Raw genomic sequence first — 15,676 nt, 5'->3', positions numbered from 1 at the left:
AAAAGTATGTGACCGGGGTAAGAAAACGCAGCCAACGCATCACCAGCGCGAAGTATGACGCGCATTTACCACTCGGCTACGGAACCGTCTTCATGACGCCACAGTGGGTTACGCCAGTCCGGCGCACATTTACTCAGCTCAATGACTTTGGCTTCGTCGATCTCCACGCCAAGGCCCGGCTTCGTTAACGGTTTAAAGAAACCGCCTTCCATGCTGAAGTCTTCCTTGTTTTTCACAAAGTCGAGCAGCTCCGCGCCCTTGTTATAGTGAATGCCCATGCTTTGTTCCTGGAACACCGCATTGCGCGAGACGAAGTCGACGTGCAGGCAGGCCGCCAGCGCAATTGGCCCAAGCGGACAGTGCGGGGCCAGCGCCACATCGTAGGCTTCTGCCATTCCGGCAATTTTGTAGCATTCGGTGATGCCACCCGCGTGGGAGAGGTCCGGTTGCAGGATCGCAATGCCGCCCGCTTCCAGCACGCGTTTGAACTCGAAGCGCGAGAACATACGCTCACCCGCGGCGATAGGAATATGGGTCTGTTCAGCCAGTTTTGGATAGTATTCCGCCTGCTCGGCCAGCACCGGCTCTTCGATAAACAGCGGGCGATACGGCTCCAGCTCTTTAATCAGCACTTTGGCCATTGGCGCGCTAACGCGGCCGTGGAAATCCAGGCCAAACTCAATCTCGTTGCCGAAAGCCTCGCGGATTTGCGCCACGGTATTCACCGCCCGGTCTACCGCGCGCGAGTTGTCGATAACGCCCATCTCTTCGCAGCCGTTGAGTTTGAAGGTGTCAAAACCGATGTTGCGCAGTTGCCGGATACCGTCGATCACTTCCGCAGGGCGGTCACCGCCCACCCAGCTGTAGGCTTTGATTTTGTCGCGCACCAGGCCGCCCATTAATTGCCAGACCGGGGCATTCAGCACTTTGCCTTTGATATCCCACAGCGCCTGATCAATACCGGCGATGGCGCTCATCAGGATCGGACCGCCACGGTAAAATCCCGCCCGGTACATGACCTGCCACAGGTCGTTGATGCGCGCCGGATCCTGGCCAATCAGGTATTCGCCCAGCTCGTGCACCGCGGCTTCAACGGTGCGCGCACGGCCTTCAATCACCGGCTCGCCCCAGCCAACCACGCCTTCGTCGGTTTCGATTTTCAGGAACATCCAACGCGGGGGTAAACGGTACGTGGTGAGTTTGGTTATTTTCATTGCACTGCCTCTCGATACGCTTTCACAAATGCTGCCGCCTGCTGTGCGGTACGCTCAACGGGCTGTCCGGCACGATAGAGATCGCTGCCCAGCCCGGCGCCCACACAGCCCGCTTTTATCCACTGCACCAGGTTTTCCGGCGTGACGCCGCCCACGGCAAAGACCGGCACGCTGGCGGGTAAGACCGCTTTCAGCGCTTTGATGTAATCCGGACCAAAGGCCGACGACGGGAAAATTTTGAGAGACTGTGCGCCTGCATCGAGGGCGGCAAAGGCTTCTGTAGCCGTGGCGCAACCCGGGCAAACGGTCATGCCGTACTCCACCGCCCGGCGGATCACCTCGGGGTTGATATTCGGTGTGACGATAAGCTTGCAGCCCATCTTCGCCAGTTCATCCACCTGCTCCGGCTGTAATACGGTACCAGCGCCAATCAGCGCCTTATCACCAAACGCCTTCACAATTGCCGGAATGCTTTTTTCCCACTCCGGGGAGTTGAGCGGGATTTCCACCGCGTCGAACCCGGCGTCGATCACCGCGCCAACGTGCGCTAAGGCCTCACCGGGCGTGATACCGCGCAAAATCGCGATCAGGGGAAGTTCAGTTTGCCACTGCATGAGCGATGCTCCTTATGCCTGCCTGAAATGCCGTGTCGCCTTCCACCGCAGCAACATCCCGTCCGATAGCGTGGAACGCCTGGCGGTAACGAGACGTCAGCGATGAACCCGCGACGAGCGTGATGGCCTGCTGCCCGGCGAACGCGTCGCTCAGGGTGGCGACCTCTGCGCCAATCAGCAGGCCGGACAGAAATTCGCTGACCTGTTCGCGCGGAAGATTTCCCAGCACGTGCGAGGCGCGAACCTCAAAAAGTTGCGGCAAAACGGCAGGGGATGCGATCCCGCGCTCCAGCCCGGCGGCAAACGCTTCCGGCGAAGGGGTCTGCTCCGGCAAACCGGCCCCCACCAGCGAGTGCTTAAGCAGCAAGTGGTGCAATTCGCCGGTCATTACGGTGCGAAAGTCATGAATTTGCTCAGCATCCGCCTGGACCCATTTGCAGTGCGTCCCGGGCATGACGTAGACAGAAGAAGGAGAAAGCGTGCGCGCCCCGAGCAGTTGCGTCTCTTCACCGCGCATCACGTTATGGTTATCGTCGCGAGAGACGCATAAACCGGGGATAATCCAGACATTGTCGCCAACGGACGTTAACTGCTCGCCAACGGCAGTGAAATGCACCGGAACCGACAGATAAGGCGCAACCTTCCAGCCTACGTTACTGCCGACCATTCCGGCCATCACCACTGGCGTAGTACCGTCGCGCCAGTTTTGTGTCACCTCTGCTAACACCGCTGCTGGGGATTTACCGTTCAGGCGCGTCACACCTGCTTCTGATTGCCTGCTTTCCAGGCACTGCTCACCCTGGTAGAGCCAGGCGCGCAGATTGGTCGATCCCCAGTCAATTGCGATGTAGCGTGATGTCATGTGATTTCCTTCAACCTTCGTGTCGAGCTGGCGATCATGGTCAGCGCCGCCTGCTCTGCCGCATCGCCGTCCTGATGCCGTATCGCATCGAACAGCGCTTTATGTTCCTGAAGCGTTTTCGGCATGTTGGCCTCATCACCCATCCAGGTACGTTCAAATACTGCTCGCTGTAGCGAGCTGATCGCCACGCTAAGCTGCTGTAACACCGGGTTATGCACCGACTGCAATACCGCCTCGTGGTAGCGAATGTCCGCCTCGTTGAACGCCTCCCGATTCTGGTTATTGGCGATCATGTCGTTTAAAGCCGACTCAATCTGTGCCAGGTCACCTGACGTTGCGCGCTCAGCCGCCCAGCGGGCAATGGCCGGTTCCACCAGATTTCGGACTTCGCTCATCGCGCCGATAAGCCGTGGGTCGTAGTCGTTTTCCAGTACCCATTGCAGAACATCGGTATCGAGGTAGTTCCACTGGTTACGCGGCGCCACAAACGCGCCGCGATAGCGCTTCATTTCAATCAGCCGCTTCGCCATCAGCGAGCGGAACACTTCCCGGATGATGTTGCGCGAGGTTTCAAACTCCTCGCACAGTTCCGCCTCTGCTGGCAGCGGCGAACCGGGAACGTATTTGCCACCCACAATCTGAGTGCCCAGCGTGATGACAATGCGATCGGTTTTATTGAGTGTCATGGAGAGTCCTTGTGCTCTGTAAGTCCATCACTACTTTACCGCGACCGCTGAATTTCGCCTCACTTTTGCAGTACAAACGTGAGGCCTTTCGTCTTTGCCGTGGTGACAATGTAGTACAATCAGTCAATGTTGTACTACAATCCAGATCACAAAAAGAACAATCCGATAAATTCAGGGCCAAAAAAAGCCCCGGTAGATAACCGAGGCTGATGATTACAGACAGCTGCTAGGAGAGGACAAATTTCTCGATCGCCCAGGCAACGCCGTCTTCCAGGTTAGATTTGGTCACGAAGTTCGCCACTTCTTTTACCGACGGGATGGCGTTATCCATCGCCACGCCCATGCCTGCATATTCGATCATCGCAATATCGTTTTCCTGGTCGCCCAGCGCCATGATCTCCTCAGGCTTGATGCCCAGCGCATCGGCAAGCGATTTGACGCCCGTGCCTTTATTGACGCGTTTATCGAGGATTTCGAGGAAGTACGGCGCACTTTTCAGTACGGTGTATTTCTCTTTTACCTCAGCCGGAATGCGTGAAATGGCTTTGTCGAGAACCGCAGGTTCATCAATCATCATCACTTTCAGGAACTGTGTCGCCGGATCCATTTTCTCCGCTTCACAGAACACCAGTGGAATGGTTGCAACGTAGGACTCGTGCACCGTGTAGTAGCTGATATCGCGGTTGGCGGTGTAAAGCGTATTGCGATCTAGCGCGTGGAAGTGAGAGCCCACGTCGCGGGAGAGTTTTTCCAGGAACCGGTAGTCATCATAGCTCAGTGCCGTTTGCGCCACCGTGCTGCCATCGGCTGCCTTTTGCACCAGCGCGCCGTTATAGGTGATGCAGTAATCACCAGGCTGGTTCATGTGCAGCTCTTTCAGGTAACTGTGCACCCCGGCATACGGGCGTCCGGTGGTGAGCACCACGTTCACGCCTTTTTCGCGTGCGGCGGCGATCGCATTTTTAACGGCAGGAGAGATAGTGTGGTCTGGCAGCAGCAGCGTGCCGTCCATATCGATTGCAATGAGTTTGATGGCCATGGGGTCCCCGGGATAAATGAGTGCTACCTCATGCTAACGCGATTAAGCACACAAAAATAGAGCTACCTTGCGCAACAAAAAGCCCCTTTTACGTTTATCCCGGGAACGGGAACTCACTCGCGGGTGAGAACGATTTTGCCAAACGCACCGCGATCCAGATGCTCAAGCGCCTGTTCCAGCTCGTCAAAGCGGTAGCGATGCTCAATCACCGGTTTTAACTCCGTGACACCAACAGCACGGACAAAATCTTCCAGCGCCCGGCGGTGTCCAACCCCAATCCCCTGAATGACGGGGGATTTCAGCAACAGCTCGCTTGCAGGCAGAGAAATTTCTGTCCCGGCCAGCACGCCAATGACCGATATCCGCCCATGAACGGCAACGGCGCGCAGGGAATGTCTCAGGTTCTCCCCACCCACGGTTTCGATAATATGGTCGATGCCGCGATCCTGCGTCAGTGCCAGCGTATTTTCAGCCCAGTCGCCTTTCAGTCGGTTGATGCCCTGGCTGGCCCCCAGCTTTTTGGCCCGCGCCAGTTTTTCATCACTTCCCGAGGAGACAAACACCTCTGCGCCGTGCGCTTTTGCTATCTGCAAAGCGAATAGCGCCACACCGCCCGTCCCTTGTACCAGCACCGATTGCCCGGCGCGTAAATGACCGCGCTCCACCAGCGCGAACCATGCGGTAAGCCCCGCGCAAGGAAGCGTACTGGCCTCAGCGTCATCCAGGCTTTCCGGGGACGCCACCAGCGCGTTTTCACTCACAATCACATATTCGGCCAGCATGCCCTGGAAGTATCCACCGGACGTTTTATAGGGCAAATCGCGCGCGTCTGCCTGCGGCTTGCCGTCGATCCATTCCGGGAAGAAGGTTGAGATGACGCGTGCGCCGGGTTTGAAACGCGTAACGCCTTCACCGATGCTGTCCACCACGCCTGCCATGTCAGATGCTGGGGTAAACGGGAAGGAAAGCGGAATCGGCATCGTGCCTTCAATCACCATTTTATCCCGGTAGTTGAGCGCAACGGCATTTACCCGTACGCGAACCTCCCCCGAGCCTGGCTGTGGAACAGGCTCCTGAACGAGCCTGAGGCTTTCACGACCAAGGGCATCCATTGACCAGCGTTGCATTGTTGCTGTCATTTTTTTCTCCTGTCATCAGATGATTTTCAGTTCTGACAGTCTACCGTTGACTCAGCGTCACCAGTGGCGATAAGTTTTCCCATCATTGATGACCAAATTGATACAATTCATCCATGACCGATACGCTGAAAGATATTCCCGTTTTCGTTGCCTCCGTTGAGGCAGGAAGTTTTGCCCAGGCCGCCGTCCGTCTGCATTTGTCGCGCTCGGCGGTAGGAAAAAGCATTGCTCGTCTTGAAGAGAGGCTGGGGGTTCGTCTGTTTCATCGGACCACCCGCAGCCAGAGGCTGACCGATAACGGCGCGCTTTTTTATGAACGCTGCCTGCGCGCGCTGGAAGAGATCCGTGGCGCTGAATCGCAGCTTGAAACCGGAAAACATCAGGTCAGCGGTCGGCTGCGTGTTGCCATGCCGGTGCTGTTTGGTCGCCAGTGTATCGCCCCGCTGCTAATAGAGCTGGCGCAGGAGCATCCCGGGCTTGAGCTTGAAATGTCCTTTAGCGACCGCATCGTGGATCTTGTGGAAGAAGGGTTTGATATGGCGGTGCGCAATGGCACCCTGGCTGACAGCGCCGTGCTGGTCGCCAGAAGGCTGGGAGTGCACCGAATGGTTCTGTGTGCCGCGCCGGATTATCTGATTAAGAATGGCCAGCCGCAAAGCGTTGATGATTTACGCCAGTATACGGCCATTAACTACACGCGTGCGGGCAGAGTCTTACCCTGGCAGCTGATGGATTACGATGGCACGTCGCGCACGTTTATTCCCCGCTCATCCCTCAATATGGATGATTTGCAGGCGATCTGCGACGCGGCGCTGGCCGGCCACGGTATTGCATGGTTACCCTGCTGGATGGTCATCAAAGAAATTCATCAGGGAAATCTTGTCCCGCTCTTTAAGCAGGCCCCGGATGTACGCTTCGACGTTCATGCCGTCTGGCAGCAGACGCCACACCTGCCGCTAAGGGTAAGAATTGCCATAGATATGCTGGTCAAACGTTTACCGGCAGTGATGTCGCTGGAGTTTCCTGCGTCCATAAAAAAGCCGCGCTAAAGCGCGGCCAGTTATGTTGTCGTAAAGCGACGATTAAATATCGATATTCGCCGCCTTCAGGGCGTTCTCTTCGATGAAGGCGCGACGTGGTTCAACCGCATCGCCCATCAGGGTCGTGAACAGCTGATCCGCTGCGATTGCGTCTTTAACGGTGACGCGCAGCATGCGACGGCTTTCCGGATCCATGGTGGTTTCCCACAGCTGATCCGGGTTCATTTCGCCCAGGCCTTTATAACGCTGAATAGAGAGGCCACGACGGGACTCTTTCACCAGCCATTCCAGCGCCTGCTCGAAGCTTGCCACCGGCTGACGGCGCTCGCCACGTTCGATGAACGCATCGTCTTCGATCAGACCGCGCAGCTTCTCGCCCAGGGTGCAGATACGGCGGTATTCCGGACCGGTAACAAACTCGTGCTCCAGCGGGTAGTCGGTATCGACGCCGTGGGTACGCACGCGGACGATCGGCTCGAACTGCTGCTCAGCGTTCTGCTGAACGTCGAACTTCCACTGGCTGCCGTGCTGCTCTTTCTCGTTCAGCTCGCTCACCAGGGTGTTCACCCAGCGGGTGACGGTCTGCTCGTTGCTCAGATCGGCTTCGGTCAGGGTCGGCTGGTAAATCAGCTCTTTCAGCAGCGCTTTCGGATAGCGACGCTCCATACGGCCAATCATTTTCTGCGTGGCGTTGAACTCGGAGACCAGACGCTCCAGCGGCTCACCGGCCAGCGCTGGCGCGCTGGAGTTTGCGTGCAGGGTCGCACCATCAAGGGCGATCGCGATTTGGTACTGATCCATCGCGTCGTCATCTTTAATGTACTGTTCCTGCTTGCCTTTTTTCACCTTGTACAGCGGTGGCTGCGCAATGTAGACGTGGCCGCGCTCAACGATTTCCGGCATCTGACGATAGAAGAAGGTCAACAGCAGCGTACGGATGTGCGAGCCGTCGACGTCCGCATCGGTCATGATGATGATGCTGTGATAACGCAGTTTGTCCGGGTTGTACTCGTCGCGACCAATGCCGCAGCCGAGCGCGGTGATGAGCGTCGCCACTTCCTGAGAAGAGAGCATCTTGTCGAAGCGCGCTTTCTCAACGTTGAGGATTTTACCCTTCAGCGGCAGAATCGCCTGGTTCTTGCGGTTACGGCCCTGCTTTGCAGAACCGCCCGCAGAGTCCCCTTCCACAAGGTACAGTTCAGACAGCGCCGGGTCGCGTTCCTGACAGTCAGCCAGTTTGCCCGGCAGGCCTGCCAGGTCCAGCGCGCCTTTACGACGGGTCATTTCACGCGCTTTACGCGCCGCTTCACGGGCACGCGCCGCATCGATAATTTTACCCACCACGATTTTCGCGTCGGACGGGTTTTCCAGCAGGTATTCGCTCAGCAGTTCGTTCATCTGCTGTTCAACCGCCGATTTCACCTCAGAAGAGACCAGCTTGTCTTTGGTCTGTGAGGAGAACTTCGGATCCGGCACCTTCACGGAGACCACGGCAATCAGGCCTTCACGGGCATCGTCACCGGTGGCGCTGACTTTCGCTTTTTTACTGTAGCCTTCTTTGTCCATGTAAGCGTTCAGGGTACGGGTCATCGCCGCGCGGAAGCCCGCAAGGTGCGTACCGCCGTCGCGCTGTGGAATGTTGTTGGTGAAGCAGTAAATGTTTTCCTGGAAACCGTCGTTCCACTGCAAGGCCACTTCCACGCCGATACCGTCTTTTTCAGTAGAGAAGTAGAAGATATTCGGGTGAATTGGCGTTTTGTTCTTGTTCAGATACTCAACGAACGCCTTGATACCACCTTCGTAATGGAAGTGGTCTTCTTTGTTGTCGCGTTTGTCGCGCAGACGAATCGACACGCCGGAGTTCAGGAACGACAGTTCACGCAGGCGTTTCGCCAGAATGTCGTACTCGAATTCGGTGACGTTGGTGAAGGTTTCAAGGCTCGGCCAGAAACGCACCATGGTACCGGTTTTCTCGGTATCGCCCGTGACGGCCAGCGGCGCTTCAGGCACGCCGTGCTGGTAGATCTGACGGTGAATTTTGCCTTCGCGCTGGATAACCAGCTCCAGCTTCTGCGACAGGGCGTTAACTACGGATACGCCTACGCCGTGCAGACCGCCGGAAACTTTATAGGAGTTATCATCGAACTTACCGCCTGCGTGCAGAACGGTCATGATGACTTCCGCCGCGGAGACGCCCTCTTCCGGGTGAATACCGGTTGGGATGCCACGACCGTCATCGGTAACGGACACGGAGTTGTCCGCATGGATCGTGACCACGATGTCTTTACAGTGACCCGCGAGCGCTTCGTCGATAGCGTTATCTACCACCTCGAATACCATGTGGTGCAGACCGGTGCCGTCATCCGTGTCGCCGATATACATACCCGGGCGCTTACGCACCGCATCCAGCCCTTTCAGGACTTTGATACTGGAGGAGTCATAAGAATTCGACATCAACGTTTCTCGCTCATTTCAACTTGGGTTAATCCGTTATTTTACCCTTTTCCACGGTAAACATCTTCGAATTTTCGTCCGACATGTCCATAACGTGTTCAGCGCTAATGGCGCTGACGAAAACCTGCGACTGCGTGGCTTTCAGGCGGCTGGCAAGCAGCCCGCGCCGCGCGTCGTCAAGTTCCGAGGCAAAATCATCTATCAGGTACAGGCAGCGTCGCCCACTTTCGCGGGTGAGGAACTCCCCCTGCGCCAGGCGCAGCGCACACATCAGGAGCTTCAGCTGCCCGCGCGACAGCGTGTCTTCCACCGGCGCACCGTCGGCACGAATGCGGAAATCCGCCTTGTGCGGGCCGTGCGCGGTGTAGGTCAACATGCGATCGCGCTCGAAGCTTCTCTCTAACACCTCGGCATAGTCCGTCTCTTTCTCCCAGCCACGCTGGAAAGAGAAGGTGAGAGAGAACTCGGGTAAAAACTGTTTGCAGGTGTCGGCCATGTCTTCGGCGATACCTGCGCTGTATTCGGCACGCCAGCGGCTGATTTGTTCCGCTAGAGGGATGAGTTCCATGTCCCACGGACGCAGCTGAGCGTAGCGCGTGACCTGGCGCAATGCGGCGTTACGCTGTTTAAGCAGACGCTTCAGGTTGCTCCAGGCGTTAAAGAAACCGGCTTCATTGTGAAAGCATCCCCAGTCGAGGAACGCTCTTCTGTATTTGGGGCCGCCGTTGAGTAAAGTAAACCCCTCGGGCGTAATCAGCTGCATCGGCATCAGCAGCGCCAGCTCCGCCACCTTGTGGCCATCGGTGCCGTCGATGCGCACCTTGCTGTCACCCTGCTTATCTTTGGTCAGGCCGATGGCGGTCTCTCGCTCCTCTCCCTGCAAACGCCCGTGCAGAACAAAAGAATCCTGCTCGTGGCGAATCACGCGACCAATCTGCAAACTGCGAAACGCCCGGCCGTGGCCGAGCGTATAGATGGCTTCCAGCACGCTGGTTTTGCCGCTGCCGTTCGCGCCAACCAGGAAGTTAAAGCCAGGGGATAAAGCGAGATCCGCGCTTTCGATATTGCGAAAGTCGCGGATCAACAGACGGGTGAGCGACATTACAGTCTCATTGGCATAACAACATAAGCAGCCGACTGTGATGCGGCATCTTCAATCTGTACGCTCGAAACGGAGTCAGTCAGCAGGATGCGAACGTTCTCGCATTTCAGTGCATTCAGCACATCCAGCACGTAGCTGACGTTGAAGCCGATTTCCATCTCAGCCCCGGCGTAGGTGACGTCCAGAATCTCTTCTGCCTCTTCCTGCTCCGGGTTGTTGGCGGTGATTTTGATCTGGTTTTCACTCACGTACAGACGTACGCCGCGGAATTTCTCGTTCGAGAGAATAGCGGCACGCGCAAACGCCTGCTTGAGGATGTCGCAACCCGCCTCCAGCGTTTTGTCCGGATTCTTCGGCAATACGCGGCGATAATCCGGGAAACGACCGTCTACCAGCTTCGATGTGAAGACAAAATCGCCCACGTGGGCACGAATATTGTTGCTGCCAATCTGCACGCGCAGTGGGGTATCGCCGCCGTCGAGCATGCGCATCAGTTCAATTACGCCTTTACGCGGTACGATCACCGAATGGTTTGGCAGTGAATCGCCAATCGGCATGGAACAGACCGCCAGACGGTGACCGTCGGTCGCCACGGTACGCAGCTCTTCACCTTCGGTTTCGAACAGCATGCCGTTTAAGTAGTAACGAACGTCCTGATGCGCCATGGAGAACTGCGTGGCTTCAATCAGACGCTTCATCGTCGCCTGCGGCAGGGTAAATTCAACTTCGCTCTGCCAGTCATCCAGGTTCGGGAAGTCCGCAGCGGGCAGCGTGGAGAGGGAGAAACGGCTGCGGCCAGAGCGCACCAGCATGCGGTCGCCCTCCAGCTGCACGGCGATTTCAGCGCCTTCCGGCAGCCCACGGCAAATATCAAAGAATTTACGTGCCGGAACCGTGGTCGCGCCCGCGTCGTGCGGCTGAGTCAGCGTAACGCGCGCGATCATTTCCATTTCCAGATCTGTGCCGGTCAGCGACAGCGTACCGTCCGCGACCTGAAGCAGCAGGTTTCCAAGAATAGGCAGCGTAGGGCGGCCGCCTAATGGGCCACTCACCTGTTGCAGCGGTTTTAATAAATGTTCACGTTCAACGGTAAATTTCATAGCGTCACGATGATAATGTTCTGATTAAATTGGAAAAATCTTCTTTTATGTCGTGGCTTTCTTCGCGTAGCTGCTCGATCTTGCGACAAGCGTGCAGCACGGTCGTATGGTCACGGCCACCAAACGCATCACCGATTTCCGGCAGGCTGTGGTTGGTGAGCTCTTTTGCCAGCGCCATCGCCATCTGACGCGGACGCGCCACCGAGCGGGAACGACGTTTAGACAGTAAATCTGCCACTTTGATCTTGTAGTACTCAGCCACCGTCTTCTGAATATTGTCGATAGTGACCAGTTTTTCCTGCAAAGCCAATAAATCGCGCAGCGCTTCACGCACAAAATCGATGGTGATCGCACGACCAGTGAAGTTGGCGTTAGCGATAACGCGGTTCAGCGCCCCTTCCAGCTCACGCACGTTGGAACGCAAGCGCTTGGCAATAAAGAACGCCACTTCACCCGGCAGGCGAATGTCGTTCTCGTCGGCTTTTTTCATCAGGATCGCGACGCGGGTTTCCAGTTCCGGCGGCTCGATCGCCACGGTCAGGCCCCAGCCGAAGCGGGATTTGAGACGATCTTCAACGCCGTTGATCTCTTTTGGATAACGATCCGAGGTCAGAATGATCTGCTGATTACCTTCCAGCAGGGCGTTAAAGGTATGGAAAAACTCTTCCTGCGATCGTTCTTTATTGGCAAAGAACTGAATGTCATCGATCAGCAGCGCATCAACGGAACGGTAGTAGCGTTTAAACTCTTCGATCGCATTGTTTTGCAGGGCTTTTACCATGTCCTGAACGAAGCGTTCGGAGTGCATATACACTACTTTGGCATTGGGCTTACGCGCCATAATGCCGTTGCCCACCGCATGCAACAGGTGCGTTTTACCGAGACCCGTGCCGCCATACAGGAACAGCGGGTTGTAAGCGCCACCGGGGTTATCGGCAACCTGGCGAGCCGCCGCGCGCGCCAGCTGGTTCGACTTACCTTCAACGAAGTTATCGAACGTGTGTTTCACGTTAACGTTAGAGCGGTAGGTAGGCTCAGCGGGGGCTGGAACGTTATCCCAGCCCTGACGAGCCGGTGCAACGCGAGGCGCTGGAGCGGGCGCCGCCTGTGCAGGGGCTGCCACATTGACAACTTCACGAACGGTTTGGGTGACCGGCTTTGTGCCCACTTCAAAACGCAGCTGTGGGGCATCTGACCCGCAGAAATCATTCAGCAGTCCATTGATGTTATTAAGGTATTTATCCCTTACCCAATCGAGCACGAAACGGTTTGGCGCATACAAAGCCAGCGTGTTATCGCTCAGTTCCGCCTGCAACGGGCGGATCCACATACTGAATTCTGTGGCTGGTAACTCATCCTGCAATCGGGCAAGACACTGCTGCCAAAGCGAAAGTGACACGGCGGACTCCACTCGAACAATAAAAGAAAACTATTGAATATTCATGATTGTTGGCGCACATCGACATGACCCCATCAGGGTGATGTGCGAACCGCTATCTGCGGTTATACACGCTATCGTTGATACAGCCTGAACGATGTTGTGTTTATGCCCGACCAGGATCGCTGGATCCCGATCGGGACCGCGGATCATAGCCTAAACTGAGCCAGAGATCTTCTGTTTCTCACAGATTCTTCCCGATTTATCCACAGGAAGATCCGGAATCGGGTAAGTGTAAACGATCCTGACGCGAGTGCCTCGCGATTTAGGCCGCATATTGGAAAATTTAATGAGCACAGACAATTTTTGGCTTAAATGATCTAACGAAGATCCGGGACGATCCTTGCGCTTTGTTGGCGAGCCCGTATAATCCTCGACCCGGCGCGTGATGCTCATCTTCCTGCGTCGTCCGTTGCTCATTTTCCACGCGAAATCGTGCGGAAATACGCGGGAAATAAGGAAAGAGAATTGACTCCGGAGTGTACAATTATTACAATCCGGCCTCTTTAATCACCCACGCTGAGGCGTTAGTCGTTCGAATCTCGTTCGGGTATACGCAAAAGTCAGTGAATTTATTCAAGTTTAGGTAGAAATCGCCATGAAACGCACTTTTCAACCGTCTGTACTGAAGCGCAACCGTTCTCACGGCTTCCGTGCTCGTATGGCTACTAAAAATGGTCGTCAGGTTCTGGCACGTCGTCGTGCTAAAGGCCGCGCTCGTCTGACCGTTTCCAAGTAATAAAGCTAACCCCTGAGTGGTTAAGCTCGCATTTCCCAGGGAGTTACGTTTGTTAACTCCCACTCATTTCACTTTCGTCTTCCAGCAGCCACAACGGGCTGGCACGCCGCAAATCACCATCCTCGGCCGCCAAAATTCGCTGGGGCATCCCCGCATCGGTCTCACAGTCGCCAAGAAAAACGTTAAGCGTGCGCATGAACGCAACCGGATTAAACGTCTGACGCGTGAAAGTTTCCGTTTACGTCAACACGAACTGCCTTCAATGGATTTCGTGGTGGTGGCGAAAAAAGGGGTTGCCGACCTCGATAACCGTGCTCTCTCGGAAGCGTTGGAAAAATTATGGCGCCGCCACTGTCGCCTGGCTCGCGGGTCCTGATAGCCCTCATTCGGGTCTATCAACGCCTGATTAGTCCGCTACTCGGGCCACACTGCCGTTTCACGCCAACATGCTCAAGCTACGGAATTGAGGCATTGCGCAGGTTTGGAGTGATAAAAGGCAGTTGGTTGACGGTGAAACGCGTATTAAAATGCCACCCTTTACACCCAGGTGGAGACGACCCCGTCCCTCCAGGACCTTTTGATACCAGAGAACACTAACGATGGATTCGCAACGCAATCTTCTTATCATCGCTTTGTTGTTCGTGTCTTTCATGATCTGGCAGGCATGGGAGCAGGATAAAAATCCTCAACCCCAGCAGCAGACCACGCAGACCACGACCACCGCAGCGGGTAGCGCCGCCGACCAGGGCGTACCGGCCAGTGGCCAGGGGAAACAGATTACGGTTAAGACCGATGTGCTTGAGCTGACTATCAACACCCGTGGTGGTGATGTTGAGCAGGCGCTGCTGTTGACCTACCCGAAAGAACTGAAGTCTACCGAACCGTTCCAGTTACTGGAAACCACGCCTGAATTTATCTACCAGGCGCAGAGCGGCCTGACCGGTCGTGATGGCCCGGATAATCCGGCTAACGGTGCGCGTCCACTGTATAACGTCGAGAATGACACGTTTGTACTGGCTGATGGTCAGAACGAACTGGTTATCCCGATGACCTACACCGACGCGGCAGGCAACACCTTCACCAAAACCTTCACCCTGAAACGCGGTGAGTATGCGGTGAACGTGGGCTACAGCGTACAGAACGCCGGTGCGAAACCGCTGGAAATCTCTACCTTTGGTCAGCTGAAGCAGTCCATCAATCTGCCGTCTCACCGTGATACCGGAAGCAGCAACTTTGCGCTGCATACCTTCCGTGGCGCGGCTTACTCCACGCCAGATACCAAGTACGAGAAATACAAATTCGACACCATTGCCGATAACGAAAACCTGAACGTCAGCTCTAAAGGCGGTTGGGTCGCAATGCTGCAACAGTATTTCGCGACGGCGTGGGTACCGAATAACGACGGTACGAACAACTTCTACACCGCGAACCTCGGCAACGGTATTGCAGCCATCGGCTACAAATCTCAGCCGGTTCTGGTGCAGCCGGGTCAAACCGGTAAACTGGCAAGCACCCTGTGGGTCGGCCCGGAAATCCAGGACAAAATGGCTGCCGTTGCGCCGCACCTGGATCTGACCGTGGATTACGGTTGGTTGTGGTTCATCTCTCAGCCGCTGTTTAAGCTGCTGAAGTTCATCCACAGCTTCCTGGGTAACTGGGGCTTCTCCATCATCGTTATCACCTTTATCGTTCGTGGCATCATGTACCCGCTGACTAAAGCGCAGTACACCTCCATGGCGAAGATGCGTATGCTACAGCCGAAGATTCAGGCTATGCGTGAGCGTCTGGGCGATGACAAACAGCGTCAGAGCCAGGAGATGATGGCCCTGTATAAAGCAGAGAAAGTGAACCCACTGGGTGGTTGCTTCCCGCTGCTGATTCAGATGCCAATCTTCCTTGCGCTGTACTACATGCTGATGGGTTCCGTTGAGCTGCGCCACGCGCCGTTCGCCCTGTGGATCCATGACCTGTCCGCACAGGACCCGTACTACATCCTGCCGATCCTGATGGGCGTGACGATGTTCTTCATTCAGAAGATGTCTCCGACCACCGTGACCGACCCGATGCAGCAGAAGATCATGACCTTTATGCCGGTCATCTTCACCGTGTTCTTCCTGTGGTTCCCGTCAGGTCTGGTGCTGTACTATATCGTCAGCAACCTGGTGACCATCATCCAGCAGCAGCTGATTTACCGTGGTCTGGAAAAACGTGGCCTGCATAGCCGCGAAAAGAAAAAGTCCTGATTCGGT

Annotated in this window: 15 protein-coding genes and 1 pseudogene; 6 read left to right on the top strand and 10 right to left on the bottom strand. The window is 55.9% G+C overall.

The window, feature by feature from the left end:
- Positions 1-65: 65 nt before the first annotated feature.
- The 6 genes from dgoD to ACOTYB_RS14780 form a co-directional block, all read right to left on the bottom strand.
- Entirely contained in the window at positions 66-1,214 is a 1,149-nt protein-coding gene (gene dgoD, locus ACOTYB_RS14805) for a galactonate dehydratase (protein ID WP_032608143.1), read from the bottom strand.
- Positions 1,211-1,828 carry a 2-dehydro-3-deoxy-6-phosphogalactonate aldolase gene (locus ACOTYB_RS14800; protein WP_003861105.1) on the bottom strand — a complete coding sequence of 206 codons (618 nt, stop codon included), beginning with the start codon at positions 1,826-1,828 and terminating at the stop codon, positions 1,211-1,213. The genes dgoD and ACOTYB_RS14800 overlap by 4 nt, the downstream gene beginning before the upstream one ends.
- A complete protein-coding gene (locus tag ACOTYB_RS14795; RefSeq protein WP_003861107.1) occupies positions 1,812-2,690 on the bottom strand; it encodes a 2-dehydro-3-deoxygalactonokinase in 879 nt (292 codons plus the stop codon). The genes ACOTYB_RS14800 and ACOTYB_RS14795 overlap by 17 nt, the downstream gene beginning before the upstream one ends.
- Positions 2,687-3,376, bottom strand: a complete 690-nt coding sequence (gene dgoR, locus ACOTYB_RS14790; protein WP_003861109.1) for a D-galactonate utilization transcriptional regulator DgoR — start codon at positions 3,374-3,376, stop codon at positions 2,687-2,689. The genes ACOTYB_RS14795 and dgoR overlap by 4 nt, the downstream gene beginning before the upstream one ends.
- 226 nt (positions 3,377-3,602) lie before the next feature.
- On the bottom strand, positions 3,603-4,415 hold the full coding sequence (gene yidA / locus ACOTYB_RS14785; protein ID WP_023295661.1) for a sugar-phosphatase: 813 nt from the start codon (positions 4,413-4,415) through the stop codon (positions 3,603-3,605).
- 113 nt (positions 4,416-4,528) lie between these two features.
- Positions 4,529-5,554 (bottom strand): zinc-dependent alcohol dehydrogenase family protein, encoded by a 1,026-nt coding sequence (locus ACOTYB_RS14780; RefSeq protein WP_220153459.1) that lies wholly within the window; start codon positions 5,552-5,554, stop codon positions 4,529-4,531.
- A 113-nt stretch (positions 5,555-5,667) separates the two neighbouring features.
- Between ACOTYB_RS14780 and ACOTYB_RS14775 the strand changes: the two genes are divergently transcribed.
- Positions 5,668-6,603, top strand: coding sequence for a LysR family transcriptional regulator (locus ACOTYB_RS14775; protein WP_003861115.1), 936 nt, complete (start codon positions 5,668-5,670; stop codon positions 6,601-6,603).
- A gap of 33 nt (positions 6,604-6,636) precedes the next feature.
- Here the strand turns inward: ACOTYB_RS14775 and gyrB are convergent, their stop codons facing one another.
- The 4 genes from gyrB to dnaA are packed head-to-tail and all read right to left on the bottom strand — an operon-like array spanning position 6,637 to position 12,649.
- Positions 6,637-9,048, bottom strand: a complete 2,412-nt coding sequence (gyrB, locus tag ACOTYB_RS14770; protein WP_003861119.1) for a DNA topoisomerase (ATP-hydrolyzing) subunit B — start codon at positions 9,046-9,048, stop codon at positions 6,637-6,639.
- 28 nt (positions 9,049-9,076) lie between these two features.
- Positions 9,077-10,150 (bottom strand): DNA replication/repair protein RecF, encoded by a 1,074-nt coding sequence (recF, locus tag ACOTYB_RS14765; protein ID WP_003861121.1) that lies wholly within the window; start codon positions 10,148-10,150, stop codon positions 9,077-9,079.
- The gene (gene dnaN / locus ACOTYB_RS14760; protein ID WP_003861122.1) at positions 10,150-11,250 is read right to left on the bottom strand and encodes a DNA polymerase III subunit beta; all 1,101 of its coding nucleotides are present in this window, start codon (positions 11,248-11,250) and stop codon (positions 10,150-10,152) included. Before dnaN ends, recF begins: the two co-directional genes overlap by 1 nt.
- Before the next feature lie 4 nt (positions 11,251-11,254).
- Positions 11,255-12,649 carry a chromosomal replication initiator protein DnaA gene (dnaA, locus tag ACOTYB_RS14755; RefSeq protein ID WP_003861124.1) on the bottom strand — a complete coding sequence of 465 codons (1,395 nt, stop codon included), beginning with the start codon at positions 12,647-12,649 and terminating at the stop codon, positions 11,255-11,257.
- A gap of 358 nt (positions 12,650-13,007) precedes the next feature.
- Here dnaA and ACOTYB_RS14750 point away from each other — a divergent pair.
- The 5 genes and pseudogenes from ACOTYB_RS14750 to yidC all read left to right on the top strand — a co-directional run.
- Positions 13,008-13,058 (top strand): annotated as a pseudogene (locus ACOTYB_RS14750) (hypothetical protein); the annotation flags it as partial.
- Between the two features lie 228 nt (positions 13,059-13,286).
- On the top strand, positions 13,287-13,427 hold the full coding sequence (rpmH, locus tag ACOTYB_RS14745; RefSeq protein WP_000831330.1) for a 50S ribosomal protein L34: 141 nt from the start codon (positions 13,287-13,289) through the stop codon (positions 13,425-13,427).
- A gap of 16 nt (positions 13,428-13,443) precedes the next feature.
- Positions 13,444-13,803 (top strand): ribonuclease P protein component, encoded by a 360-nt coding sequence (gene rnpA / locus ACOTYB_RS14740; protein WP_003861126.1) that lies wholly within the window; start codon positions 13,444-13,446, stop codon positions 13,801-13,803.
- Positions 13,767-14,024, top strand: a complete 258-nt coding sequence (gene yidD / locus ACOTYB_RS14735; protein ID WP_001307474.1) for a membrane protein insertion efficiency factor YidD — start codon at positions 13,767-13,769, stop codon at positions 14,022-14,024. Before rnpA ends, yidD begins: the two co-directional genes overlap by 37 nt.
- A 2-nt stretch (positions 14,025-14,026) precedes the next feature.
- A complete protein-coding gene (gene yidC / locus ACOTYB_RS14730; RefSeq protein ID WP_003861138.1) occupies positions 14,027-15,670 on the top strand; it encodes a membrane protein insertase YidC in 1,644 nt (547 codons plus the stop codon).
- Positions 15,671-15,676 lie beyond the last annotated feature (6 nt).

The organism is Enterobacter cloacae complex sp. IR5450 (assembly GCF_049238665.1).
Taxonomy (GTDB): domain Bacteria; phylum Pseudomonadota; class Gammaproteobacteria; order Enterobacterales; family Enterobacteriaceae; genus Enterobacter; species Enterobacter hormaechei_C.
Note: the sequence above shows the minus strand (reverse complement) of the source record. Positions and strands in the feature narration are given on the sequence as shown.